This is a genomic window from Acidisoma sp., assembly GCF_965199065.1.
Taxonomy (GTDB): domain Bacteria; phylum Pseudomonadota; class Alphaproteobacteria; order Acetobacterales; family Acetobacteraceae; genus Acidisoma.
The window spans coordinates 644,559-667,727 of record NZ_CBDAQN010000003.1 but is presented as its reverse complement, the minus strand read 5'-3'; the positions used below and the strand labels follow the sequence as shown (position 1 = coordinate 667,727).

Sequence of the window (23,169 nt, the reverse complement as noted above, 5' to 3'; positions counted from 1 at the left end):
GAGTGGCGCGCCGGTGATGGGCAGGGTTATGGTCCCTGCGGCCGCACGGATCAGGGCAAGGCCGCTACAGGAGACAATCAATGGATTATGTGAAACTAGGCCGGACCGGCCTCGATGTGTCGCGCATCTGTCTCGGCTGCATGAGCTACGGCATCTCGGAGCGCGGCAACCATCTCTGGACGCTGAGCGAGGAGGACAGCCGCCCCTTCATCAGGAAGGCGCTTGAGGGAGGCATCAACTTCTTCGACACCGCCAACGTCTACTCGGACGGCACCAGCGAGGAGATCGTCGGCCGCGCGCTGAAGGACTTCTCGACGCGGGACGAGGTTGTCATCGCCACCAAGGTTCATGGCCGCATGCGGCCGGGGCCGAACGGCGCCGGGCTCTCGCGCCGTGCCATCATGAGCGAGATCGACGCCAGTCTGCGCCGCCTCGGCGTCGAATACGTCGACCTGTACCAGATCCATCGCTGGGACCCGGCAACGCCGATCGAGGAAACAATGGAGGCGCTGCACGACGTGGTGAAGGCCGGGAAGGCGCGCTACATCGGCGCCTCCTCGATGTACGCGTGGCAGTTCGCCCAGGCGCTTGCCGTCGCCGAGCGTCATGGCTGGACGCGCTTCGTCAGCATGCAGAACTACGTCAATCTTCTTTATCGGGAGGAGGAGCGCGAGATGCTGCCGCTTTGCCGGAAGGAGGGGATAGGCGTGATCCCGTGGAGCCCTCTGGCGCGGGGCAGACTTACCCGTGACTGGGATGACCGCAGCGCGCGCTCGGAGACCGACGAGTTCGGCAAGACGCTCTATGCGAAGACCGCCGATGCCGACCGGGCCGTGGTGGAGCGGGTCGCCGCCCTGGCGTCCGAGCGTGGCGTTTCCCGGGCTCAGATCGCGCTCGCCTGGTTGCTCGGCAAGCCGGGCATCACGGCGCCGATCGTCGGCGCCACGAAGCTGAACCAGCTCACCGAGGCCTTGGCGGCGGTCGAGATCAAGCTCTCCCCAGCCGAAGTGGCACAGCTTGAGGAGCCTTACGTCCCGCATGCCGTGGCCGGCTTCTCATAAACCTGAAACCCGTTGACAGCGGGGCGCCGCCGCACCCAAAGTCGTATGTGTACAAACGATCGGATGTCGGCGCGCGATGGGTCTGGAAGGCCAGCACCTGACAGGCGAGGGGCTCAAGGGCGTCGGGCAGGCGCATTCGTCCGCGCGCCTGCTTAGCCTCCGCGTCAACGGCGGGACCCACTCTCTCGACATCGCGCCCGAGACGCCGCTCCTGTTCGTTCTCCGCAACGATCTCGCCCTCAATGGCCCGAAATACGGCTGCGGCCTCGGCGAGTGCGGTGCCTGCACAGTTCTCATCGACGGGGTTGCGGCGCGATCCTGCTGCATCCCCGTCGGCATCGTCGGCGAGCGAGAGATCACGACGCTCGAAGGCCTCGGCACCCCCGAGCGTCCTCACCCGGTGCAGGCCGCCTTCATCGCCGAGCAGGGCGCGCAATGCGGGTACTGCCTCAACGGGATGATCATGACGGTCGCCGCACTGCTGCGGCGTGATCCTCACCCGGCCGAGGCCGCCATCGCCCAGGCGCTCCGCTACAACCTCTGCCGCTGCGGCGCGCATGTCGAGATCATGCGCGCGGCGGTGCGAGCGGCGGCGGCGGCGGCATGAGCGCCACGACCCAGGACTACCTGAGCCGCCCCGACCAGCTGCTGGTCGTCCGCGACATACCCGGCCCCGTGGCCTTGGAAATCTTCGTCATCGTCGGTGCCGATGGCCGCGTCACGGCCTTCAACGGTCATGTCGATCTTGGCACCGGCATCGGCACCGCGCTCGGCCAGATCGTCGCCGAGGAACTCGATGTCCCGTTCGACCGCGTGACGGTGGTGCTGGGCGACACGGGGCGCACCCCCAACCAGGGGCCGACCATCGCCAGCGAGACTATCCAGGTGACAGCCAAGCCATTGCGTCAGGCGGCGGCTACGGCGCGGCAGGCGCTGACCGCTCTCGCGGCCGAGCGCCTCAGCCTGCCCGCGGCCGACCTCCGCATCGAGAACGGCGTGGTGATCGCGCCGCCGCCTGACAACCGCGCGCTCTCCTTCGGCGAACTCGTCGCCGGCGAGCGCCTGATCGTCCGCATCGACCCGGACGCGCCGCTGAAGCCGGCCGAGGGCTACCGGATCGTCGGCCAGCCTGTTCCGCGCGTCGATCTGCCGGCGAAAGCGACCGGCGGCCTCGTCTATGTCCATGACATGCGGGTGCCCGGGATGCTGCACGGACGCGTCGTCCGCCCGCCCTACGCCGGGCTCGATGCTGGGCCTTTTGTCGGCACCAGCCTCGTCGCTGTCGACGAGGCGTCCATCGCCGGCATTCCCGGTGTCGTCGCCACCGTCGTCATCGGCGATTTCATCGGGATAGTCGCCGAGCGGGAGGAGCAGGCGGCGCTCGCCGCAGAGCGGTTGCGGGTTACCTGGAAGCCGACGCCGGCGCTGCCGGACCTCACCGATATCCCGACCGCGCTCCGCGCCAACCCGAGCACGCCGCGCGAGCTTCTGCACCGGGGCGATGTCGATGCCGCCCGTGCGGGCGCGGCAGTGCCGATGGACCGCACCTATATCTGGCCCTACCACCTGCACGGCTCGATCGGGCCGTCGTGCTCGCTCGCGGATTACAGGCCGGAGGGGCTGACGCTCTGGTCCGGCACCCAGAACCCGCACATGCTGCGGGCCGATGTCGCCCGGCTGCTCGGCATGGACGAGGCCGCCATCACCATCATCCGCATGGAGGCCGCCGGCTGCTATGGCCGCAACTGTGCCGACGATGTCGGTGGCGACGCCGCGCTGTTGTCCCGCGCCGTCGGGCGTCCGGTGCGCGTACAACTCACCCGCGAGCAGGAAACCGCCTGGGAGCCGAAGGGCACGGCTCAGCTCATGGAGGTCCGTGGCGGGTTGACCGCGCAGGGCGATGTCGCCGCGTACGACTTCTCCGTGCGTTACCCGTCGAACGGAGCGCCGCTGCTGGCCTCGCTGCTGACGGGCGCCATCCCGCCGGTCCCGATGGTCTTCGAGATGGGCGACCGCACCGCGATCCCGCCCTACAGCTACGACACCATCCGGGTCACCGCGCACGACATGCCGCCCATCGTCCGCGCTTCCTGGCTGCGCGGCGTCTCCTCGATGCCCAATAGTTTCGCCCACGAATCCTGGATCGACGAGGCGGCGGCCGAGGCCCATGTCGATCCCATCGAATACCGGCTGCGCTATCTGCATGACCCGCGCGCCGTCGATCTCGTGCACGCCATGGCCGATCGGGTCGGCTGGGTGCCGCATACCGAACCCGGAAGCCTGGGCGGCGAGGGCGATATCCTGCGAGGCCGCGGCTTCGCCTACGCCGTTTACGTGCACGGCAAGTTCCCCGGCGTTCCCGCCGCCTGGTCGGCCTGGGTCGCCGATGTCGAGGTCAACAAGACCACCGGCGATGTCGCTCTGACGCGCGTCACCGTCGGGCAGGATTCCGGGCTGATGATCAATCCCGCCGGGGTCCAGCACCAGATCCACGGCAACGTCATCCAGTCCGTCAGCCGCGTGCTGAAGGAGCAAGTGACCTTCACCTCGACCGCCGTCGCGACGAAGGAATGGGGCGGCTACCCCATCATCACCTTCCCCGAGGTGCCGCCCATCGACGTGATGATGGTCCCGCGCCAGGACCAGCCGCCGCTGGGTGTGGGCGAGTCCGCCTCCGTGCCGAGTGCCGCCGCCATCGCCAACGCGATCTATGACGCCACCGGCGTGCGCTTCCGTGAGCTGCCGTTCACGCCGGAGCGCGTCCGTGCCGGGCTCCAGGCCGCCGGTATCGCGCCTCCCGCCGAGGCGCCCCCAGTCAAACGCAGGCGCGGCTTCTGGGCTGGTCTCGGCCTCGGCATCGCAGGGATGATGACGCTCGCGGTGACGGCAATGCCCTGGCGGCCGTCGATCAGCGCCGTTTCCCCGCCCGATCCGACGCTCTACTCCGCCGCCACCATCGCGCGGGGCCGGATGCTGGCGGCGCTCGGCGATTGCGCGGTCTGCCATACTGCACCGGGTGGCCAGCCTTACGCCGGCGGGTTGGGTATCGAGACCGATTTCGGCACGGTGTACAGCCGCAACATCACGCCGGACGTGGAGACCGGGATCGGCGCATGGTCCTACGCGGCCTTCGAGCGCGCCATGCGCCATGGCATCAGCCGCAGCGGGCGGCATCTCTACCCGGTCTTCCCCTATACCGACTTCACCCGCACATCGGATGACGACCTGCAGGCGCTCTATGCTTACCTCATGTCTCGTCCCGCCGTTCGCTTCGTGCCGGCAAAGACCGATCTCGCTTTCCCCTTCAACCTCTGGCCGCTCATGGCGAGCTGGAACGTCTTGTTCCACCGCCCCGGCGCCTATCAACCCGATCCGGCCCGCTCGCCCCTGTGGAACCGGGGCGCCTATCTGGTGGAGGGGCTCGGCCATTGCGGCGGCTGCCACACGCCGCGCAACGGTCTCGGCGCCGAATCCGCATCCCGCGCCTTCGCGGGTGGCTGGGCCGAGGGCTGGGAAGCGCCGCCGCTCAACGGCCTCTCGCACGCCCCTATCCCGTGGTCTGAGGCCGAACTCTACACCTATCTCCGCACCGGCTACTCGGCGCTGCACGGTCCGGCGGCCGGTTCGATGGGACCGGTGGTGCGCGAGATGGCGGCGCTGCCCGACGCCGACCTCCGCGCGATGGCGCACTACCTCGCCTCACTGGGTCCGGCCGTGACGCCCGAGACCGAGTCGCGGCTTGCCACCGCAATCACGGCGCGGACGCCGGACGCCATGCTGGCCTCGGCGGGGTCGGGCGCGCGCATCTATCAGGGTGCCTGCGCCGCCTGTCATGAACCGGGGGCTCTGCCGCAATTCGGCGTGCAGCCTAACCTCGCCTTCAACACAAACCTGCAAAGCGCCCACCCGGATAATCTCATCCGCACCATCCTGGGCGGCATTCAGGCCCCGGCGCGGGACGAACTCGGCGCGATGCCCGGCTTCGCGAACTCTCTGAACGACGACCAGATCGCCGACCTCGTGGGCTTCCTTCGCCGCCACTACGCCCCCAACCAGCAGGCTTGGGCCGACCTGCCGCAGACGGTCGCGCGCCTCCGCAACGCAGGGTCAGGCTCATGAACGCGAATGGAACGCCCATGGCTGATCCGACGGCTACCGTCCGTTGCGATGCCTGCCCGGTGATGTGCAACATCCGCCCAGGCCTCACCGGCGCCTGCGACCGCTACGCCAATGCAGACGGCGAACTCGTGCGCGTCGATCCCCTCGTGCTGCTGGAACGGACGATGGCGCAAGGCGGCCCGCTCGTCGCATTCCAGAGCCAGCCGGATTGGGACGGCCAACTCGTGCGCGGCGCAGAGACTTTCGTCACCGCCATCGGCGCGGGCACGACCTACCCGGACTACAAGCCCGCACCCTTCATCGTCTCCACCGAGGTCGATGGCGTCGACATGGTCACCGTCGTGACCGAGGGCGTGTTCAGCTATTGCGGCGTCAAGGTGAAGATCGATACGGACCGGCATCTGGGGCCGGAGCGCGCCCTCGTGCGCGCCCAGGGCGAGCCCGTCGGCCATGTGACGACGGGCGAATACGGCTCGCAGATGCTGTCGCTCGGCGGCGTCGGGCACCTCACCGGCGGCACCAAGAAGGAGGGCCGCGTCACCTGTGAAACGCTGCTCGCACTCTCCAACGCGCAACCGGTCGAACTGGCGATCGATGACGGTGCAACCGTCATCGTGCGGGCGGGCGCCGCGCCGATCGTCAACGGCGTCGCCGAGACGAAGATGCGGGTGGGCTGCGGCTCGGCCACCATCGGCATCTTCGCGCCGCAATGGCTCGGAAAGGTCGATGAGGTCGTGGTGGTCGACGACCACATCACCGGCGTGCTGTCGGAGCATCAGGCCGGCAAGCTGCTCGATATCCCGCCGACCGGCATCCGCATGCGCGGACGGCGCTCGACGCCGGGGCGCTACTTCCAGGTGGCGCATCCCGGCACCGGCTGGGGCGGCACCGACATCTCCGATCCGCTCTCCATCCTCGACCCATTCGACCCGAAACATGCGCGGCCCGGCCTCACCATGCTCATGGTGAGCACCACTGGCGAGCATGCCGGCTATTACGAACTCGATGAGGCCCTGCGCCCGGTAGCGCGGCCGTTGCCAACACTGCTTGCAGACTCCGTCGCGCGCATCTCCGAGAACTGCGAGCCCGCCCTGTGCAGCGTCGTCTTCATCGGCGGCGCCGGCGGCTCGCTCCGCGCGGGCGTCACCGACAATCCCGTGCGCCTCACGCGGTCGGTGTCGCACGGCGTGACGCGGCTGACCTGTGGTGGCGCGCCGGTCTATCTCTGGCCGGGCGGCGGCATCACCTTCATGGTCGATGTGACGCGGCTTCCGGAGAACGCCTTCGGCTACGTGCCGACGCCCGCCCTCGTGGCGCCGATCGAGTTCACCATGCCCCTGGCGCAGTACAAAGCGATGGGCGGCTACATGGATCATGTGCGGCCGGCGGCCTCGCTCGATCCTGCCGCACCGCATCGCCGGTTGGGTGCCGATCCGGATAATCCCTGGCCGCTGACGCCTCTGTCGCCATGAGGGGCGTTCGAGCATCGGCGCAGTTGCTGCCGGGAGCGTCGCCGCGTCTCCATCTACAAGACGGCCCGATCGACATCATCCTCCTCGCCGACGGTGCCGCCGACGCGGTCGACGCTGCGTATCGTGCCGCCAGCGACAGCTTCGCCGCCATCCTCGACGAGCTCTGCGCCGAACTGCCGCTTCTGCGCGCACCGGCAGGGTTCGGCTCGCCGTGGCCAAGCGGCCCTATCGCGCGGCGCATGCGCGCGGCGGTCGAGCCCCTGGCGCGGTTCGGCTTCATCACGCCCATGGCGGCGGTCGCCGGAGCCGTCGCGGAGGAAGTCCTCGCCGCGATGCTCGAAGAGGCGCCGTTGCTGCGAGCCGCCGTTAACAACGGCGGCGACATCGCGCTCCATCTGGCGCCGGGCCAGAGCATCCGCATCGGCATGGTCGCACGGCCCGAACTTGGCGCCGTCGATCTTTTCGGCAGCCTCACCATCAGCCACGGGGACCGGGTGCGCGGCCTGGCCACCAGCGGCCGCCATGGGCGCAGCTTCTCGCTCGGCATCGCCGATGCGGTGACGGTCCTCGCCCCGACTGCGGCCGCCGCCGACGCCGCCGCGACCGTCATCGCCAACGCCGTCGATCTGCCCGGCCACCCCGGCGTTCGCCGCTGCCCGGCGCAGGAGCTCCAGCCCGACAGCGACCTTGGCGAAATGCCCGTCACCCGCGACGTGTCGCCCCTGACCGCTGCCGAGATCGATACCGCCTTGACGAGCGGGTTACGCCGCGCCGAGCAACTCCGCGCCGAGGGGCTGATCGTCGGCGCCGCACTGCATCTTCAGGGCGAGACAAGAACACTGTGGAAGGGAACGAACCCATGCCTGACATCGAACTTCGCAAGCGCCTGCTGACGGTCGAGGAGATCTTCCACGAGGGCGGCCCCGTCGCCTCCGTGCCGCTCCGGCGCGCGGCGGCCATCAGCGTGATCGCCAACCCCTTCGCCGGCCGCTACGTCGAGGACATCGCCTTCTTCATGAAGACCCTGGAGCCGCTCGGCCTGGACATGGCGCAGCGTCTGGTGGCCGCGCTCGGCGGCGACCCCTCGGTGGTGCAGGGCTACGGCAAGGGCGCCATCGTCGGCGCGGCGGGCGAGCTGGAGCATGGCGCGCTCTGGCATGCGCCGGGCGGATACGGCATGCGGGCGGTGCTGGGCGACGCCAAGGCCATCGTCGCTTCGGCCAAGAAGGTCGGCGGACCCGGCACCCGGCTGGACGTGCCGGTGACCCACATCAACGCCTCCTACGTCCGCAGCCATTTCGACGCGATGGAAGTCGGCGTGCCGGATGGGCCGCGCGCCGACGAACTCGCCTTCGTGCTCGTCATGACGACCGGCCCGCGCATCCACGCCCGCATGGGCGGTCTTGCCGCTGCCGACATCCGTGGCGAGGACGGGTTGCGATGAAGCTCCGCAAGCTCGTCACCATCACGGACGAGGTTCTGGTCGAGATGGGCCAGCCGGTCGCGCCGCCCACCCGCCGCGCGGCGGCGATAGCGGTCATCGCCAATCCCTTCGCCGGCCGTTTCGAGGCCGATCTTTCCGTCCTCACCGATATCGGCGCAGCGCTTGGAGAGCTTCTGACGCAGCGTGCGGTGGCGGCGCTGGGCATCGCGCCCGAGGCCGTCGAGAGCTACGGCAAGGCGGCGATCGTCGGCGAGGCGGGCGAGATCGAGCATGCGGCGGCGATCCTGCATCCAAAGCTGGGTGCGCCGATGCGCGCGGTGCTGGGTGGCGGTGCGGCTCTGGTGCCGTCGGCCAAGAAGCGCGGAGGCATGGGCGGGGTCATCGACGTTCCGCTCGGACATCGCAACGCGGCTTATGTCCGCAGCCACTTCGACGCGATGGCGGTCACCATCGCGGATGCGCCGCGTGCGGACGAAATTCTCGTGGCGGTGGTGGTGACCGACAGTGGCCGGCCGCTGGCCCGCGTCGGCGGATTGTCGAAGACGGAGATCGTCGGCCAGGATGGGCTGCGCTAGTGACAAGCTACGTGCTGGACGACCAGATCGGCTTCCTGTTGCGGCAGGTCACCCAGCGCCACACGACGATCTTCTCGCAGCTGATGGGCGACGGGCTGACGCCCATGCAATGGGCGGTGCTCGCCAAGCTGCTCGAGATCGGACGGACGTCGCAGACGGCGCTAGGTCGCGCCGTTTACATGGACGCGGCGACGGTGAAGGGCACGGTCGATCGTCTTGTGGTGCGAGGTCTGGTTCTAAGGCTCCAGGACGCGGAGGACCGGCGCAAGCTGATCGTCGATCTGACGGAGCAGGGGCGGGAGACGACGCTCCGCAATCTTGATGCGGCGGGCGCGATCACCCGTGAGACCTTGGCGCCTCTGGACGACGAGGAGGCCGGGCAGCTTTTCGCGCTGCTGGGAAAGATGCGTTAGTCTCTTGCTGTGCCCTTCAGCACGTCGATGAAGGCGCGGAGAGCCGCTGGCACGTGACGGTTGCCGGGATAATACAGCGCGAGACCCGGAAAAGGCGGACACCAATCCGGCAGCACCCGGACAAGCCGGCTGGAGCGCAAACCCTCTTGCGCGAAGGCTTCCGGGACGTAGGCAATGCCAAGGCCGTCCATCGCCCCCTGCACCATGAGGTCGTTGTCGTCCAGCGTCAGCAGGCCGGGCGGGTCGATCACGAGCTCCTCACCCCGCCTGTTGAACTCCCAACGATAGCGTTTTCCGCTCGGCAATCGTTGGCGGATGCAGCGGTGTTGGTGGAGATCGTCGGGCGTCTTCAACGGTGGGCTGTCCATCAGGTAAGCCGGAGACGCGATCGCAACGAAACGCGCATCGCCACCAAATCGCACAGCCACCATGTCGCGCGGGATCGTCTCGTAAAGCCTTACTCCGGCATCGAACTTCTCCGCCACGATATCGACGAGCCGTCCATCTGATACGAGATCCAGCTCCACACGGGGATGGCGGGCGAGAAACTCAGGCACGACCTGACGAAGCAGGAAATGCGCCGGCCCCTTGCTGGCGTTGATCCGCAACGTGCCGCTCGCCTCGCCCCGCTCTCCGGCGACCTCATCCAAAGCAGCGTTAAGCCCTCTCAAGATTGGCGCAAGCCGCTCCAGAAGCCTTGATCCGGCATCCGTCAGCGAGACGCTGCGGGTCGTTCGATTGAACAAGCGGACGCCCAGGCGCTTTTCGAGTCCGCTGACGGTATGGCTGAGCGTAGAGCGTGAGCACCCGATCGTGTCGGCGGCCTTCTGGAAGCTCAGATGGTGCGCGAGGGCTGCAGAGGCCTCAAGCTCGTTTAGCGTCGGTTTCACCATTGGTGAATAGTTCCACACTAGGCTGGTTGAACTTCAGCTTCTTATAGCACCAATCTCTTTTGCTTATGTGCAGGGAGCACAGCAACAGGACCGTTCCCATGAAAAAGACCTGGTTCATTTCCGGCGCCTCCTCCGGCCTGGGGCGCGAGATGACGCGCCAGCTTCTGGCGCGTGGCGATGTCGTTATCGGAACGGCACGCCGCGAGGGCGCGCTGACGGATCTCAAGCAAGATCACGGCGACAGTCTCCATGTCCTCAAGCTTGAACTTACGGATACCGAAAGCATCCGTGCCGCCATCGACAAAGGATTCAGCCTGGGCACCATCGACGTCGTCGTCAGCAACGCCGGCTATGGACTTGTGGGCGCCGCCGAGGAACTGACGGACACGCAGATCGATCAGCAGATCGCGACCAATCTCGTCGGTTCCATCCAACTTATTCGGGCCGCATTGCCCCATCTGCGGGCACAGGGCGGCGGCCGCATCCTTCAGGTGTCATCGGAGGGCGGTCAGATCGCCTACCCCAACTTCAGCCTCTACCACGCAACGAAATGGGGCATAGAAGGCTTCATCGAAGCCGTCTCACAGGAGGTCGCGTCGTTCGGCATCGATTTCATCATCGCCGAACCGGGGCCTACCGTCACGAACTTCAGGAATGGCTGCGTCGTGGCGGAACCCATGGCCGTCTATGGCGATACGCCTGCGGGCGATGTTCGTCGGGCAATCAGCAGCGGCGCTTTCGTGCTCGCGGGTGATGCCGCACGCACCGCGGCTGCCATGATCGCCGCGGCTGACGAAACGATCCCGGCGCTACGGCTCGCGCTCGGGAGCAGCGCATTCAACTCGATATCGAAAGCCCTGGGGCAGCGGCTCGCCTCTGTCGAGGGCCAGCGTGAGATCGCTTATTCCGCAGATCGGTCCGGCGTATAGCCCGTGCTCAACTCGCCTCCAACAAGCCCCGCCCAGCGAGGTTCCGCATCAACGCGCCGATCCCGAACACCCAAGGCGCGGCTTCCTCGGCATAGGTTACGATATTCACCAGCGTCCCGAGCGGTGCCGCCGCGATCTCCACCCGGTCGCCTGTCTTGTGCGTGAAACCCTGGCCGGGCTGGTCGCGATCCTGAACCGGCGCGAACAACGTGCCCAGAAACAGCACGAACCCGTCCGGATACTGGTGATGCCGCCCAATCGTATGCTGCACCAGCTCCGTCGGGTCGCGGCTGATCTCCCGCATCGAGCTTGACCCCTCAAGCACATAGCCATCGTCCGCGCCGCTGACCTTCAGCGATAGTTCGAGGCCGCGGACATCGTCCAGCGTGAACGACGCATCGAACAGCCGGATGAACGGCCCGATGGTGGAGGAGGCGTTGTTGTCCTTCGCCTTGCCAAGCAACAGCGCGCTGCGCCCCTCGATATCGCGCAGGTTTACGTCGTTGCCGAGCGTCGCGCCGAGGATCTCGCCACGGCTGTTGACCACCACCACCGCTTCCGGCTCTGGATTGTTCCAGACCGACTTGCGCAGGATCCCGATCTCGGCGCCGAGCCCGACGGACGACATGACCGGCGCCTTCGTGAAGACCTCCGCATCCGGGCCTATGCCGACTTCGAGATACTGAGACCAATAGCCGGCCTCCATCAGCACCTCCTTCGCGTGCGCGGCTTCGGGCGAGCCCGGCTTGAGGTCGCGCAACTGCCCACCCACGGCGTTACCGATCTGCTCGCGGATGGCTGCCGCCGCCCGGAAGTCGCCCCGCGCCCGTTCCTCGATCACGCGCTCCACCATGGATCGGGCGAAGGTCACGCCGCAGGCCTTCACCGCCTGCAGATCGCAGGGTGCCAGCAGATGCGGCTGGTCATGCCGCCGCGCCATGCTGTTTTCCAGCACCTCGGCCACGGGCCAGCTCCGCTCAGCCGGAACGGCCTCGAAGAGCCGCCACCGGATCCGCGCCTTCCAGAAGCGCCGAGACCGTTGGGCCCGCGCCCGTCACATCGACCAGCACATCGCCGCGCAGGTGCACGATGCAGGGACCGCCGACAGCGGGGTCGAAGACCCGGCCGATCAATGTCGCGCGCTCCCGATCCTTGGGCAAAAGATTCTGGGGCAGAAGGTCTTCGTAGGTCATGGCGGCTGTCTCCCTGTAGGCCGAGCTTGGGAGGCGTCGCCGCTTCTGGCAAGACCGCAGAAGTTCACTTTACTTTCGGTCTCCGTTGAGTAAAGTCGCAGCAAGGCCGGACCTCAAGATCGGCCAAGGGAGATGTCGTCTCGTGCTGTTCGCGACACGCCTCAACTCGTTTGCATCGCGGCCTGAGCTGTACTGGCCAGCCGGATCGGGCAAACCCGGCACGCGCCAGCTCATGGCGCGTGCCGCCACGGTCGAGGGATTATCCGGCGTCGACCTCAACTATCCCGACCATCTCGGCAGCGGGCCGCCTGGTGAGGTGGCAAAGCAGGCCGCCGATCTCGGCCTCGCCCTCAACGGTTTCGCCATGCGCTACTACGGCGACCCGGCGTACAAAGCGGGCGCCTTCACCAATCCGGACCCTATGGTAAGGCGGCGCGCCATCGACCTCACGAAGCGCGGTCTCGACGCGCTGGCCCAATGCGGCGGAAATCTGATGACCGTCTGGCTCGGGCAGGATGGCTTCGACCATGCCTTCGCCGCCGATTATGGTCAGCTTTGGGCGCTCGAGATCGCTGGGCTCGCCGAGGTCGCGGCCCACAATCCGCAGATTGCCGTCAGCATCGAATACAAGCCCGACGAGCCCCGTGCCCATGCGCTGCTCGCCGATATCGGCACGACCTTGCTCGCCATCCGCGAGATCGGGCTACCCAACATCGGCGTCACGCTCGACTTCGCCCATGTGCTCTATGCGGGCGAACAGCCGGCGTGTTCGGCGGCTCTCGTGGCGCGTCATTGCCGCCTGCTCGGCGTCCATTTGAACGACGGCTACGGCAAGCGCGACGACGGGCTGATGGTCGGCGCCGTCCACACTGTCCAGACCATCGAGCTGCTGCGCCAGATCCGGCGCGACGGCTACGAGGGCGCCATCTATTTCGACACTTTCCCGGACATCAGCGGCCTCGACCCGGTCGCCGAATGTTCGGCCAACATTGCGACCGTCCGCGGCATGCTGACCGTCGTCGACCGTCTCGAGGCCGATAACCGTCTCCCGGAGGTGCTCAACCGGCAGGATGCGGTGGCGGGACAACGCATCATCCAGGAGGCGCTGCTCGGCCCATCGCGCGCCCCTCCTTGAACGGCCATCCGTTGAACCAGATGTCGCTCCGCGATCCGCGGCAGATCGGCCCGGCGATCCGCTCTCGCCTGCCGGAACTGACGGCGTTGGAGACGCGCATCGTCGACCTCATGCTGACCGACCGTCGCTTCAACGCCGAGACTGCCTTGGCCGATGTGGCCCGGGATGCCGCCGTCTCCGAGGCCATGGTGGTGAAACTCGCCAAGAAGCTCGGCTTTGCCGGCTTCCGGGAGATGCGTAGCCAAATCGCCGCCTATAACGAGCTGCCGACCGCCGAACTTCACGAGCAGCTCATGGCGGGCGACGATGCCGCCACAATCCTCAAGAAGGTCTTCCGCACCGCCGTGCAGGCGCTGGAGGAGACGCTCGCCATCCTCGATGTCGGCGCTTTCACCGCTGCCACCGATCTGCTGGCCGGTGCCCGGCAGCGGGATTTTTACGGCCTCGGCGGCTCGGCGCAGATCGCCCGTGATGTGGCGCACAAGTTCCTGCGCGTCGGCGTGCGCGCGGCGGTCTTCGACGACACCCATATGATGCGCATGTCGGCGTCGCTGCTCGCTCCTGGGGACGTGGCCGTCGGCTTCTCGCACTCGGGGGAAACCGAGGCGATCATCCGCGCCATCGCGCTGGCCCGAGCGAATGGCGCCGGCACCATCGTCATCACAAACCACGCGGCCTCCCGCCTCGCGCGTATGGCCGAAGTGGTGCTCGCGTCCACGGCCCAGGGCTCGCCGCTGACGGGGGAGAATGCGGCGGCGCGCATTGCCCAGCTCAACATCCTCGACGCGCTCTTCGTGGCCGTCGCCCAGCGCGATCTGACAACCACCGAGGCCAATCTGCGGCGCACGATGGCATCCGTCTCCCCGTCGCGCGGGCGGCACGCGACATGAGCGGGCACCCGGTGGACGTTGTGGTTTTCGGCAGCCTGCATCTGGACATCATGGTCCAGGCCCCGGGCCGGCCACGGCTTGGCGAGACCATGGTCGGGCAGGGCTGGTCGCTGAAGGAGGGCGGGAAGGGCGGCAACCAGGCGGTGGAGGCCGCGCGCCACGGCGCCCGCACCGGCATGATCGGCGCCGTCGGCGAGGATGACTTCGGCCGCCGGCTCATCGGGCACCTCCAGCAGCAGGGGGTGGACACGCAGGCGGTGCGGGTCGTGCCCGGTGCTTCCTCCGGCGTGAGCGTGGCGCTGGTCGAGCCGCATGGCGACTACGGCGCCGTCATCGTCTCCGGCGTGAATCTGTCGCTCGGAGGCGAAGCGGTGGCGGCGGCGGCAGCGCTCATCGGTGGCGCGCATTGGCTGCTGCTGCAGAATGAGGTGCCGGAGGCGGCCAATGTCGCAGCGGCCGAGGCGGCGCGTTCGGGTGGCGCGCGCGTCATTCTCAATGCCGCGCCGATGCGGGAGCTGCCGCTGGCGTTGCTCACGCGGGTCGACATTCTCGTCGTCAATGCGGTGGAGGCCGAGGCGCTCTGCGGTTCTCCGGTGGAGAGCGCGGCGGGCGCCGCTCATGCGGCTCGCGCGCTGCTTGGCTTGGTGCCCTGCGTGATCGTCACGGCCGGCGGTCATGGTCTGGCTATCGCGGAGCGGGATGGCGCGCATGCCACTGTCCCGGCGCATGATGTTGTGGTTTGTTCCACTCATGGCGCGGGAGACGCCTTCGCCGGTGCCCTCGGCGCCCGTCTGGCCGCCGGAGACCCTTTGCGCGACGCGGCGCGGTATGCGAATGCCGCGGCTGCACTTGTGGTGGCGACGCCGCCCGAGGAGCGCGCCGGGCTGGGGCCGCAGGCGGTCGAACGATTGTTGGCGGAGGTGTGACGACAGAGAAACTTCCGTGCCTGGACAAGATAAAAAGATCGCAACGATCACACAGGGAAGCCAAGTTATGAAGACAATCATCGAAATGCCGATCAGCCGTCGCCGCGCGGCGGGAATTCTGGGTGCCGGCGCTCTCGCCGCCGCCGGCGTGCCGCGCCTCGCGCGTGCGGCTGCCGAGAAGAACATGACCACCGTCGTCAAGATCCAGGGCGTGCCGTGGTTCAACTTCCTCAACGAGGGCCTCGTCGAGGGCGGGCAGAAGTTCGGCATCAACACGTCGATGGTAGGGCCGGTCAACGTCGATCCCGCGCAGCAGGTTCGCCTCGTCGAGGACCAGATCGCCAAGAAGGTCGATGTGCTGGGCCTCGTGCCGCTCGACGTGAAGGTGCTGGCCCCGGTGCTGGCGCGCGCGCAGCAGGCAGGCATCATCGTCATCACCCAGGAAGGCCCCAACCAGGACGGCCGCACCTGGGATGTCGAGCTGCTCGATTCCACCGTCTTCGGCGAGATGCAGATGAAGGCGCTCGCCGGCGACATGGGCGAGAAGGGCGAATACGTCATCTATGTCGGCACGTTGACGACGCCGCTGCACAACAAGTGGGCCGATGCGGCGATTGCCTACCAGCTCAAGAACTATCCGAACATGAAGCTGGCGACGTCGCGTTTCCCGGGCGCCGATGAGATCGACACCTCGGAGCAGGTGACGTCCCAGGTCATCGAGGCCTATCCGAATGTTCGCGGCATTCTGGGCTTCGGCTCCAACGGGCCGATCGGCGCCGGCAACATCATTCGCCAGAAGCACCTGCAGCATAAGATTTCGATCGTCGGCACGATCATCCCGTCGCAGGGCAAGCCGCTGATCGAGGCGGGCGTTATCCGCCAGGGCTTCCTGTGGAGCCCGAAGGATGCCGGCTACGCGATGGTCGCCGTCGCCAGCCTTGTGCTGACGGGCGCCAAGATCGAGACGGGTATCGAGATCCCGGGCATGGGCAAGGCGACGGTGGATGCGCCGAACAAGCTCATCAGCGTCGACCGTATCCTTTCCTTCGACAAATCGAACATCAACCAGATCATTGCCCAGACCGGGCTCTGAAACCGGGCTTTGATGGTGAAACAGCGAGGGCGGATCATGCCGCCCTCGCTCGACATGAGGGCCTGACGCTTGCCCATTTTCATCGAGATGACCGGCATCTCCAAGCATTTCGGCGGCGTTACGGCGCTGGCGGATGTTGATCTGACCATCGACGCCGGCGAGGTGCATTGCCTCGCCGGCGAGAACGGTTCCGGCAAGTCGACGCTGATCAAGATCATCTCGGGCGTGCAGCCGCCCGATTCCGGTGGCGTCATCATGATCGACGGTGTGGAATATCCGCATCTGACGCCGTCCGACAGTACGCGCATCGGTATTCAGGTCATCTACCAGGATTTGTCGCTGTTCCCCGATCTTACGGTCGCCGAGAACATCGCCTTCGCCCAGCATCTGAACGGGCTGCATGGGGTCAATCGCCGTCGCATCCGCGCCACGGCTGTGGCCGCCATCGAGCGCATCGGCGTGTCGCTCGACCCCGAGGCGAAGGTCGGCGACCTCTCCATCGCCCAGCGCCAGCTCGTCGCCATCTGCCGTGCGCTGGCGGCCGAGGCGCGGCTTGTCATCATGGATGAGCCGACGGCCTCGTTGACCCGCACCGAGGTCGACACGCTGCTCGGCATTACCCGCGAACTGAAGCGGCGCGGCATCGCCGTTGTCTTCGTCAGTCATCGCCTCGACGAGGTGCTGGAGATCGCGGAGCGCGTCACGGTGTTGCGCGACGGGCGCAAGCTTGGCACCTGGGACGCGCAGGAGATGACGCCGCGCCGGCTGGGCTCGCTGATGACCGGCCATGAATTCGACTACAAAATCGCGGTGCCGGATCTCTCAGCCGCGCCCGTGGTGCTCTCCGTGCGGAATCTTTCGCGGACGGGAGATTTCGAGGATATCAGCCTCGACCTCCGCCAGGGCGAGATTCTCGGCGTCATCGGGCTGCTGGGTTCGGGCCGCACCGAGCTTGCGTTGTCGCTGTTCGGCATGCGGCCGCCCGACAGCGGCGAAATCCGACTCAACGGCTCGCCGGTTGCCCTGCACTCCAACCGCGCGGCGATCGACCAGGGCATCGCCTACGTGTCCGAGGACCGGCTTTCGCTCGGGCTGGTCTTGGAGCAGCCGATCGCCTCCAACATCGTGCTTTCGATCCTCGAGAAGCTCGCGGGGCCGCTCGGCCTGTTGCGCATGGACCAGAAGCGGAGCGCGGTCGCGGACTGGATCGAGCAACTCGGCATCAAGGTGTCCGACCCCGAGAACCCGGTGCGCACCCTCTCCGGCGGCAACCAGCAGCGCGTGGTGCTCGCCAAGTGGCTGGCGACGCAGCCGCGCGTGCTCATCCTCGACAGCCCGACGGTCGGCGTCGACATCAACGCCAAGGACGGCATCTACGCCATCGTCAAGCGGCTGGCGGCGAGTGGCATGGCGGTGATGATGATCTCGGACGAAATTCCCGAGGTGCTGTATCATTCGCACCGCATCCTGGTGATGCATGGCGGGCGTCTCCGCGGCGAGTTCCAGCCCGCGCAGATCTCCGAAACCGCTCTGCGGGAGGCCATCGATGCCTAAGATGTTCAGCGGTCTTCTGCACAGCCATGAGGGCAAGCTCCTGCTTGTCGTCGTCGCGCTCGTCGTTTTCCTGTCCATGACGACGCGGTCATTCCTCACTGCCCAGAACATGCTTGATCTGCTCACCTCGTACGCCTTCTCGGGCATGTTGGCGGCGGGGCTGCTGGTCGTGCTCATCGCTGGCGGGATCGACATCTCCTTCACCGCCACGGCCTCGGTCGCGCAGTACATCGCGATGACCGTCGCCAACCACTACAACGTCGGCTGGATCGAGGTCATCGCCATCTCGGCCGTCATCGGCATCGCGTGTGGGCTGCTCAACGCGCTGCTCATCGGCACGCTCGGTCTCTCCAGCATCATCGTCACCATCGCAACGCTCAACGTGTTCTTCGGTCTGCTCATGTTCTTCACGCACGGCAACGAGATCTTCCAGTTGCCGGACTGGTTCGTGAACGGAGCGAACTGGGTCGTCTATACGGACGCGCAGCAGAACCCGTACGTGTTCAACCTGCAGATGATCGGGCTCATCGGCGCATTCGTGGTGACCGCCGTTCTGCTCACCCGCACCAATATCGGGCGTCAGATCTATGCGCTCGGCAGCAACGTGGAGGCGGCCAAGCGCGTCGGCATCCGGGTCTTCCGTCTCAACCTGCTCGTCTATGGTTACATGGGGTTCGTCGCCGGCATGGCCTCGCTGATCCAGGCGCAGTATGCGCAGTCGGTCTCGCCCAACGCGCTGGTGGGTCGCGAACTCGATGTGCTGGCCGCCGTCGTGTTGGGCGGCGCGAGCCTCACCGGCGGCGTCGGGACCGTCTTCGGCACCATTCTCGGCGTCATGCTGCTCGCCTTCCTGCAGAACGGGCTGCTGCTGCTCGGCGTGCAGTCCTACTGGTCGCAATGCTTCACGGGCGCCGTCATCCTCATCGCGGTGAGTGCGCTCGCGGTCGAGCGGCAGCGTCATCGCGCTTCGGCGCGGAGGGTCATGGCATGAATTCGGAAGCTATTACCCGCGCCCCGCCTCCGGCGCCGGTCAAGACGGGCGTGAGACGCGTCGCGCTGAGCCCGGTGCTGCTGCGGCTCCTGACGTTGCTCGCCGCGTTGCTGGTGCTTTTCGCGTTGCTGCTCGGCGACAGGCTGTTCAACGGAGCAGCCGTCCGCTCGATGGCGTTCCAGTTGCCGGAGCTCGGCGTGCTCTCGCTCGCCATGATGATCCCGCTGCTGTCGGGCGGCCTCGATCTCTCGATCATCGCGACCGCGAACCTCTCGGCCCTCGCCGCCGCCTACGTCTTCACCCATTTCGGCCTGAGCGGCGGCGGCGCGAGCATGTTGGCGTGGCACATCGCGGCGCTGGCGGCGGCCTTCTGCGTCGCGGGCGCAATCGGCCTGCTGAATGGTGTGGTGATCGCCTATCTCGGCGTCTCGCCCATTCTGGCGACGCTCGGCACCATGACGATGGTGAAGGGCATCGCCATCGGCCTCACCCATGGCGGCGTCATCGCCGGGTTCCCGCCCTTCATGGTGTTCATCGGCAACGGCTCGGTGTTCAGCGTGCCGATGGTGGTCATCGTCTTCGTGCTGGTGGCGATCCCGGTGGGGGTGCTGCTGACGCGCACGCCCTTCGGCAATATCGTGGCGATGCTGGGCTCGAACCTGCAGGCGGTGCGGTATTCCGGCATCGACACCCGCCGCGTTCTGGTGAAGGTCTACATGCTGTCGGCAGGTCTGTCGGCAATCGCTGGCCTGCTCATGATGGCGCGGTTCAACTCGGCCAACGCCGCCTATGGCGAGAGCTATCTTCTCATCACGATCCTGGCGGCGGTGCTGGGCGGCATCGACCCTGCCGGCGGCTTCGGCAAGGTCAGCGGCTTGGTGTTGTCGCTGGTCATTCTGCAGCTGGTGTCGACGGCGGCCAACCTGCTCAACATCAGCCAGTTCCTGAGTTTAGCGTTGTGGGGTGCGATTTTGTTGAGCGTGGCCGGCGTCGGCCGCACCTGGGCCTGGCTGAGGCCCTACCTGCCGGCGCGCGCAGGAAGGTAATAGGTGCTTTCGGAACCTTTGCTGAGATCGTGATCTGGCGGCTGCCGCGCAATCAGAGCCATGACCAGCGGCGAGCGGCGATTTCCCGCGCCGTCGCATCGGGAGTCGCCGAGCCGGCTGCCCGGATCGATTTCGACCGGCTGGAGGACGCCTGGAAGCTGATCTCCGACAAGCGCTGGGGGATCATCCAGGCAATGACCGGAGTGGGGCCGCTGTCGATCCGCGAAATCGCGCGCCGTGTCGGGCGCGACGTGCGGGCGGTCCACAATCCAGCTCGACTTTACCTTCGCCGCCCGCCAGCTCGCGTAGGTCGCATCAAGCCGCCAATGCCGGCCGGCGCGTGTGCCAGTCGGTCACCGCCTGGAAGGCATAGCCTGCGCGGCACAGCAGGTCCTCGGCGCAATGGCGGCTCACAAGCTGCATGCTCAGCGGCATCCCTTGCCTGTCGATCCCGTTCGGCAGCGTGATCGTCGGGCTCCCGGAGAAATTGAACGGCGCCGTGAAGCGCAAAATCCGCAGCAGCAGATTCGGGTCCTTTCCATACTCCCCCATCTTGGCGAGGCTCGGCGTCGGCACCGGCATCGTCGGCACCAGGATGAGGTCGACATCCTCGAACACGTCCTTCAGCGCACCGGAAAACGCGAGCCGCTCGTGGTAGATCTCACCGAGTTCCAGACCGCTCACCGCATGCCCCTGCTCGATGAGCGCCGCCAGATCCGGCCCGTATTCGGCGCTCCGCTCCGGATAGGTGCCTCGGTGCGCCAGCGCCGTTTCGACCGAGCAGAACGGGATCCAGCCGCGCACGAGCTTGTCGGTCGGCGGGAAGGCGATCTCCCGGATGCGCGCGCCGAGGCTCACCAGCACCCGCTCGGCTTCGGCAACGGCGGCTACGACCTCCGGGTCGATCTCGTCGCTGATGAAGCGGCGGTCGATGCCGATCGTCACGCCGCGGATCGTGTCGCCGATCCACCCGAGGTAGTTCGGCACCGGGTTCTGCAACGTCGTCGGGTCCGTGGGGTCGGCGCCCGCGATCACCCCCAGCAGGGCCGCGCAGTCGGCAGCGCTCCGCGCCATCGGGCCGACATGGTCGAGCGAGGCGGCGAGCGGGAAGACTCCGTGCCGGCTGACGCGGCCCCATGTCGGCTTGATGCCCGTCAGGCCGCAGGTCGCCGAGGGAAAGCGGATGGAGCCGCCGGTATCCGACCCGAGCGACCCGAAACAAAACCCGGCGGCGGTCGCGACACCCGAGCCGGTCGAGGACGAGCCGACCCAATGCGTCTTGCTCCAGGGGTTGAGCGGGCCGGGGTTGTCGGGATGGTGGCTCGTATAGGCGCCCTCGGTCATGCCGAGCTTGCCGAGGATCACGGCGCCGCCTTGTTCCAGCCGGTCCACCACGGTCGCGTTGTGATCGGGCGTCCAGTCCCTGAAGATCGCGGTGCCGGCGCCAGTCGGGGCAAAACTCGTGTTGCACAGATCCTTCACGGCGATCGGCACGCCATGCAGCGGGCCGCGCCAGATGCCCTGCGCTGTTTCGCGGTCGGCCGCCTCGGCCCGCGCCATGGCCCGCTCCGCCAGCACCGTCGTGTAGCTGCGATAGGTGCTGTCGAGCGCCGCGATCCTGTCGAGCGTCGCCTGCGTCGCGGCTAGGGACGTTACCTCACGCCGGCGGATCCGGTCGGAGATCGACGTAAGCTGCTCGAAGGCAATAGGGTCCGGCATAGGCTTCTCCTGGCAGGCGCTGGCGCTCCATCCTGGATGAGGTCTCATCGCGCCGCAAGAAACCGCCACACGAACCACCGGATGCGTTGGTTCGTCCGCCGCCTCCGTGGAGAGCACTGGCTCTTGCCGCGATACCGGTCGGGGCATCTCCAACAGGCGCGCGGCACCAACTCAACGTCTTCGTCAGCAACCTGCTCAAGCCGTAATCCAGAACACCGGGAGCTGTCGTCCGGGAGCCGCATGCGCGCCACGGTGGCGGGGACATCGCCAGGGTCGTGGTGCGGCTGAAGTAGCCTACACCAGCTCGCGAAACAGCGCGGCGTATTGCGCCGCCGACCGCGCCCAGCCGACTTCCGCCTTCATCGCGTTCCGCTGCATCCTTTCCCAGGCCTCGAGGTCCTCCCAAACCGTCGCCACGCGCTCCAACGCGAGGTCGAGCGACACCCTATCGGCCGCGGGCATCTGGAAGCCGGTCGCAACTTCCGCCGCAAGGGCCGCCTCGTTGGCGTCGATCACAGTGTCGGCCAATCCGCCCACCCGCGTCACCACCGGGAGGCAGCCGTAGCGCATCGCGCAGAGTTGGGTCAGTCCACAGGGCTCGAAGCGGGACGGGATGAGCAGGGCGTCCGTTCCGGCGTAGATCAGGTGGGCGAGGTTCTCGTCATAGCCGAGGACGAGCCCCATCTCGCCCGGCCGCGCCGCGGCCTGGATTGCCTGTTCCAGCTCCGGCTGCCCCGCGCCCAGGATGACGATGCCAGCGCCAAGGCGCCTCAGGGTCGGCAGGCTTGCCGGTAGCAGGTCGAGCCCCTTCTGCGTCGTCAGCCGGCTGACCACGCCGAACAGCAGCGCGTCCGGCTTCAGCCCGAACCGCGCACATAGCGCCGCCTTGTTCGCCTCTCGCTTCTCCAGCGTCTTGCGTGTGAAGGTCTGCGTCAGCGCCGTGTCTTTCCCCGGGTTCCACACGGTCGTGTCGATCCCGTTGAGGATGCCGCGAAGATCCGACCCGCGCGAGCGCAGCAGGCCGTCCATCCCGACGCCCCCCTCCTGCGTGCAGATCTCGCGGGCGTAGGTGGGCGATACCGTCGTCACGCGTTCGGCGAGCCGCACCCCGGCCTTGAGGGTGCCGATTCCACCCCAGAACTCGACACCATCAATGGTGTAGGACGACCAGGGCAGGCCGAGCGCGGGCAGCAGCGCCGCCGGGAAACGGCCGCTGAAGGCGAGGTTATGGATCGTCATCACAAACGGCGCGGCGCGGCCTTCTGTGAAGCGCAGATAGGCGGGCACGAGCCCCGCCTGCCAGTCATGCCCATGCACCACATCGGGCTGCCAGCCGGGGATCAGGCCGCGGACGAGGTCCGCGCCCACCCGCGCCAGCGCCGCGAAGCGCTGGGCGTTGTCGGGCCAGTCCGCGCCGCGATCGTCGAGATACGGGTTGCCGGGGCGCCCATAGAGATGCGGCGCGTCGATGGCGATGATCCGCGCGTCGCCCGCCCGGCCGCTCACCAGCGTCGCCGGGCCGCCGAAAAGGTCGTCGATCGTCCGCACAGGCTCCGCTGAGGTGAGCCCCGCCAGCACCGCCGGATAGCCCGGCAGCAGCGTGGTCACCGTCACATTTTCCTCCGCCAGCGCGCCGGGCAGGGCGCCGGCGACATCGGCAAGCCCCCCGGTCTTGATGAGCGGATAGAACTCGGAGGTGACGGCCAGGACCTGCAG

Annotated in this window: 21 protein-coding genes; 16 read left to right on the top strand and 5 right to left on the bottom strand. The window is 67.4% G+C overall.

What is annotated here, in order from left to right:
* Positions 1 to 80 precede the first annotated feature (80 nt).
* The 8 genes from ACOEQ1_RS11220 to ACOEQ1_RS11185 all read left to right on the top strand — a co-directional run bounded on the left by ACOEQ1_RS11220 (position 81) and on the right by ACOEQ1_RS11185 (position 9,084).
* Entirely contained in the window at positions 81 to 1,061 is a 981-nt protein-coding gene (locus ACOEQ1_RS11220) for an aldo/keto reductase (RefSeq protein WP_419759332.1), read from the top strand.
* A gap of 76 nt (positions 1,062 to 1,137) precedes the next feature.
* Positions 1,138 to 1,668, top strand: coding sequence for a (2Fe-2S)-binding protein (locus ACOEQ1_RS11215; RefSeq protein ID WP_419759331.1), 531 nt, complete (start codon positions 1,138 to 1,140; stop codon positions 1,666 to 1,668).
* Positions 1,665 to 5,180 (top strand): molybdopterin cofactor-binding domain-containing protein, encoded by a 3,516-nt coding sequence (locus ACOEQ1_RS11210; protein WP_419759330.1) that lies wholly within the window; start codon positions 1,665 to 1,667, stop codon positions 5,178 to 5,180. The genes ACOEQ1_RS11215 and ACOEQ1_RS11210 overlap by 4 nt, the downstream gene beginning before the upstream one ends.
* A gap of 17 nt (positions 5,181 to 5,197) precedes the next feature.
* On the top strand, positions 5,198 to 6,652 hold the full coding sequence (locus ACOEQ1_RS11205) for a 6-hydroxynicotinate reductase (protein ID WP_419759329.1): 1,455 nt from the start codon (positions 5,198 to 5,200) through the stop codon (positions 6,650 to 6,652).
* Complete coding sequence (locus ACOEQ1_RS11200; RefSeq protein WP_419759328.1) at positions 6,649 to 7,545, top strand: UPF0280 family protein; 897 nt, start codon at positions 6,649 to 6,651, stop codon at positions 7,543 to 7,545. Before ACOEQ1_RS11205 ends, ACOEQ1_RS11200 begins: the two co-directional genes overlap by 4 nt.
* The gene (locus tag ACOEQ1_RS11195) at positions 7,512 to 8,096 is read left to right on the top strand and encodes an amino acid synthesis family protein (RefSeq protein ID WP_419759327.1); all 585 of its coding nucleotides are present in this window, start codon (positions 7,512 to 7,514) and stop codon (positions 8,094 to 8,096) included. The genes ACOEQ1_RS11200 and ACOEQ1_RS11195 overlap by 34 nt, the downstream gene beginning before the upstream one ends.
* Positions 8,093 to 8,671 carry an amino acid synthesis family protein gene (locus tag ACOEQ1_RS11190; protein ID WP_419759326.1) on the top strand — a complete coding sequence of 193 codons (579 nt, stop codon included), beginning with the start codon at positions 8,093 to 8,095 and terminating at the stop codon, positions 8,669 to 8,671. Before ACOEQ1_RS11195 ends, ACOEQ1_RS11190 begins: the two co-directional genes overlap by 4 nt.
* On the top strand, positions 8,671 to 9,084 hold the full coding sequence (locus ACOEQ1_RS11185) for a MarR family winged helix-turn-helix transcriptional regulator (protein ID WP_419759325.1): 414 nt from the start codon (positions 8,671 to 8,673) through the stop codon (positions 9,082 to 9,084). Before ACOEQ1_RS11190 ends, ACOEQ1_RS11185 begins: the two co-directional genes overlap by 1 nt.
* Here the strand turns inward: ACOEQ1_RS11185 and ACOEQ1_RS11180 are convergent.
* On the bottom strand, positions 9,081 to 9,977 hold the full coding sequence (locus ACOEQ1_RS11180) for a LysR family transcriptional regulator (RefSeq protein ID WP_419759324.1): 897 nt from the start codon (positions 9,975 to 9,977) through the stop codon (positions 9,081 to 9,083). The two genes, ACOEQ1_RS11185 and ACOEQ1_RS11180, sit on opposite strands and share 4 nt — an antisense overlap.
* Positions 9,978 to 10,075: 98 nt before the next feature.
* Here ACOEQ1_RS11180 and ACOEQ1_RS11175 point away from each other — a divergent pair, with 98 nt between their 5' ends.
* Positions 10,076 to 10,906, top strand: a complete 831-nt coding sequence (locus ACOEQ1_RS11175; RefSeq protein ID WP_419759323.1) for an SDR family oxidoreductase — start codon at positions 10,076 to 10,078, stop codon at positions 10,904 to 10,906.
* 7 nt (positions 10,907 to 10,913) lie between these two features.
* Here ACOEQ1_RS11175 and ACOEQ1_RS11170 read toward each other — a convergent pair whose 3' ends face one another.
* Entirely contained in the window at positions 10,914 to 11,870 is a 957-nt protein-coding gene (locus tag ACOEQ1_RS11170) for a fumarylacetoacetate hydrolase family protein (RefSeq protein WP_419759322.1), read from the bottom strand.
* A 13-nt stretch (positions 11,871 to 11,883) separates the two neighbouring features.
* Positions 11,884 to 12,099, bottom strand: coding sequence for a hypothetical protein (locus tag ACOEQ1_RS11165; RefSeq protein WP_419759321.1), 216 nt, complete (start codon positions 12,097 to 12,099; stop codon positions 11,884 to 11,886).
* A 142-nt stretch (positions 12,100 to 12,241) separates the two neighbouring features.
* On the opposite strand from ACOEQ1_RS11165, the gene ACOEQ1_RS11160 reads away from it, so the two are divergent.
* The 7 genes from ACOEQ1_RS11160 (at position 12,242) to ACOEQ1_RS11130 (ending at position 19,734) form a co-directional block, all read left to right on the top strand.
* On the top strand, positions 12,242 to 13,234 hold the full coding sequence (locus ACOEQ1_RS11160) for a sugar phosphate isomerase/epimerase family protein (protein ID WP_419759320.1): 993 nt from the start codon (positions 12,242 to 12,244) through the stop codon (positions 13,232 to 13,234).
* Between the two features lie 20 nt (positions 13,235 to 13,254).
* On the top strand, positions 13,255 to 14,124 hold the full coding sequence (locus ACOEQ1_RS11155) for a MurR/RpiR family transcriptional regulator (protein WP_419760684.1): 870 nt from the start codon (positions 13,255 to 13,257) through the stop codon (positions 14,122 to 14,124).
* Positions 14,121 to 15,050: a PfkB family carbohydrate kinase gene (locus ACOEQ1_RS11150; protein WP_419759319.1), complete on the top strand. Its 930-nt coding sequence runs from the start codon at positions 14,121 to 14,123 to the stop codon at positions 15,048 to 15,050. Before ACOEQ1_RS11155 ends, ACOEQ1_RS11150 begins: the two co-directional genes overlap by 4 nt.
* Positions 15,051 to 15,117: 67 nt before the next feature.
* Positions 15,118 to 16,143 (top strand): substrate-binding domain-containing protein, encoded by a 1,026-nt coding sequence (locus ACOEQ1_RS11145; protein ID WP_419759318.1) that lies wholly within the window; start codon positions 15,118 to 15,120, stop codon positions 16,141 to 16,143.
* A 69-nt stretch (positions 16,144 to 16,212) separates the two neighbouring features.
* Positions 16,213 to 17,697, top strand: coding sequence for a sugar ABC transporter ATP-binding protein (locus ACOEQ1_RS11140; RefSeq protein WP_419759317.1), 1,485 nt, complete (start codon positions 16,213 to 16,215; stop codon positions 17,695 to 17,697).
* A complete protein-coding gene (locus tag ACOEQ1_RS11135) occupies positions 17,690 to 18,688 on the top strand; it encodes an ABC transporter permease (protein WP_419759316.1) in 999 nt (332 codons plus the stop codon). The genes ACOEQ1_RS11140 and ACOEQ1_RS11135 overlap by 8 nt, the downstream gene beginning before the upstream one ends.
* Positions 18,685 to 19,734: an ABC transporter permease gene (locus ACOEQ1_RS11130; protein ID WP_419759315.1), complete on the top strand. Its 1,050-nt coding sequence runs from the start codon at positions 18,685 to 18,687 to the stop codon at positions 19,732 to 19,734. The genes ACOEQ1_RS11135 and ACOEQ1_RS11130 overlap by 4 nt, the downstream gene beginning before the upstream one ends.
* Before the next feature lie 315 nt (positions 19,735 to 20,049).
* On the opposite strand, the gene ACOEQ1_RS11125 is transcribed toward ACOEQ1_RS11130, so the two are convergent.
* Complete coding sequence (locus ACOEQ1_RS11125; RefSeq protein WP_419759314.1) at positions 20,050 to 21,453, bottom strand: amidase; 1,404 nt, start codon at positions 21,451 to 21,453, stop codon at positions 20,050 to 20,052.
* A gap of 294 nt (positions 21,454 to 21,747) precedes the next feature.
* Positions 21,748 to 23,169, bottom strand: coding sequence for a glycogen synthase GlgA (gene glgA, locus ACOEQ1_RS11120; protein WP_419760683.1), 1,422 nt, complete (start codon positions 23,167 to 23,169; stop codon positions 21,748 to 21,750).